Below are 2,027 nucleotides of genomic sequence, written 5' to 3' on the forward strand. Positions count from 1 at the left end.
TCAGGAAATTCCCTCTCTCCACGTCATAATAACGGACCCGCTTATAATCGGTCATGACATCACCGTAGGTCAGAGTCAGTCACTTACAATTAGCGGAATCAACCGCATTACATCGTATCAAATCCATCAGCTTATTAACGTTTTTTCTGACGCTCTTCGGCGATTGGTATCGGCTCTTCTTATGTACTCTTTCCTTGACTTCGCCAGTCTCCTAATCCAGATATTTGTCCTTACTGAGATTTTGAATCGACACTTTTTGTTGGTTCCAGCCGTAAACTGAATTTCTTGGCAGGCTCCGCAGATCTTCAATTTTAATTCGGTGTTCTTGTGCAGAATAAAAAAATCAGACTTTATTCTCTTTACTCTCATAATAAACACACCCTTTCCAACAGCTGTTCATTGTTAGACAGAGTGCGTTTATCTCATGCTTTTGGAACTGAATGTGAACTTACGTATACCCAGCCTCAAAAATTTATCATAAAGACCAAGACCTGGATGGATGGTTGGATCTACTACGCTTTCGGCGTTGGGTTGGGTGGTCTCAAAGGGGTTGAGGGATGAAAAGTCCTAAGGTATAACAATCATTAAAGCAATTTGGTATAGTTTATCACCTAACACCCTCAGTTAACTCCTCTATAACCGACCATTTAAATAACTCCTTAAAATCATCAAAACACTTTTGGCATATCCAATTTTTCTCGTCCAGAGTGCAGTATCTATCAATTGAGCAATCTTCCATAAATTTATACCAACAAAAAGCACAATGCTCATGGTCATTATACTTACGTGGGTCATCACTTGGCATAAGTATTGGGTGAAGATTAGATATAAATCGCTTGTGCATAAGAGTTTCCCCCACGAGATAATCCTCTTGGTCTCTTATTCTCCAATCATCTATATTCATTCTTTTTCCTTTCTTTTATTTTGACACTAACGTTCCATCTGAATACACTCTATACTGAGTTCCATTTTTGTGAGGTATGTAATCCCAATGAGGTCCTACCGGCTCTCCATGATTCAATTCAGGCTTTAAAATCGCTGGGTTGAAAAGTGTGCAGATTAAAGGCTGGGTGGCTTTACGCCACCCAACCGGAGGACATCGCCTGGCAAAGCCGGACAAGTGATTATTAAATTGAATATCACTCTACAAATGTCTTTAAACAATATTCTTTAAACTCATTAAACGTAAAAATGTTTCCCTTATCATCATCAACATATACTTTTTCTTTAAATATAAGCTGTTTCATTAATTTATTTAGTACAGCGTTGTTCGTATAACATATCAAATAGAAAAATATATTATCAGGAAATAATTTATGAATACATTGCATTTCGCCATACTCAAAATCTTCGACTATTTCATTTGATAAGGTAATGTAAACTCGTCCATTTTCCATCTCAATATTTAGCTGATTTCCTTTTTTATAACTACTAATATCATCCCCCTTACACTGACTATTAATCAAACTCAATATTTGGTTACAATTTGTTATTAAAACAATTGACTGCATACATCCCCTCCTAATTGCCTTTTAAATAATTTATCAATTCATTTAAATTAGTAAAAACTTTGAATCCATTTGCCTCTGCTCCTTTAATAATAGATGGCTTTGCATCCGGGACATATCCAATGGCTTCTTTGCCTGTAGCATTTGCTGTGTTTATTAGTTGAGTAGTTAATCCTTTTCCACCACCACTCTTAACCTGAATTACAGCATTATCTAATTCAATGTCTAAATCTGTAATGATCCGTCCATCTGAATCTCTAATAACTCTATTTACATCAGATACTTTCCCTGGAATTGTATCATCAATAGCATTGGCTACATCGCCAACCAGTGGGTCTTTGGAAGACCACCCACTTGAACTGTTTTGAGAATTAGAATCCCCCTTACCTTCCTCCTCCGATTCTTTTTTATTCTCCTGATCCCTCAAGATATTACCTGGCGGCAATACCCCAGCCACTGAACCCGCTGCATCTCCCGGTATTGTCACCTCTCCGACTCCCGGCAGTACAACCTGCTGGC

3 protein-coding genes are annotated in these 2,027 nt (G+C 37.7%); all 3 read right to left on the reverse strand.

The genetic code is table 11. The annotated features are described in order from the left end of the window. Nucleotides 1-607 precede the first annotated feature (607 nt). On the reverse strand, nucleotides 608-904 hold the full coding sequence (locus CLOSYM_RS02210) for a hypothetical protein (protein WP_009297851.1): 297 nt from the start codon (nucleotides 902-904) through the stop codon (nucleotides 608-610). 235 nt (nucleotides 905-1,139) lie between these two features. After that, complete coding sequence (locus CLOSYM_RS02215; RefSeq protein ID WP_009297850.1) at nucleotides 1,140-1,511, reverse strand: hypothetical protein; 372 nt, start codon at nucleotides 1,509-1,511, stop codon at nucleotides 1,140-1,142. 10 nt (nucleotides 1,512-1,521) lie between these two features. After that, nucleotides 1,522-2,027, reverse strand: a 506-nt coding sequence (locus tag CLOSYM_RS02220; RefSeq protein WP_021640775.1) for a hypothetical protein, incomplete at its 5' end; no start/stop codon positions are given.

It is taken from the genome of [Clostridium] symbiosum ATCC 14940 (assembly GCF_000466485.1).
GTDB classification, from domain to species: domain Bacteria; phylum Bacillota; class Clostridia; order Lachnospirales; family Lachnospiraceae; genus Otoolea; species Otoolea symbiosa.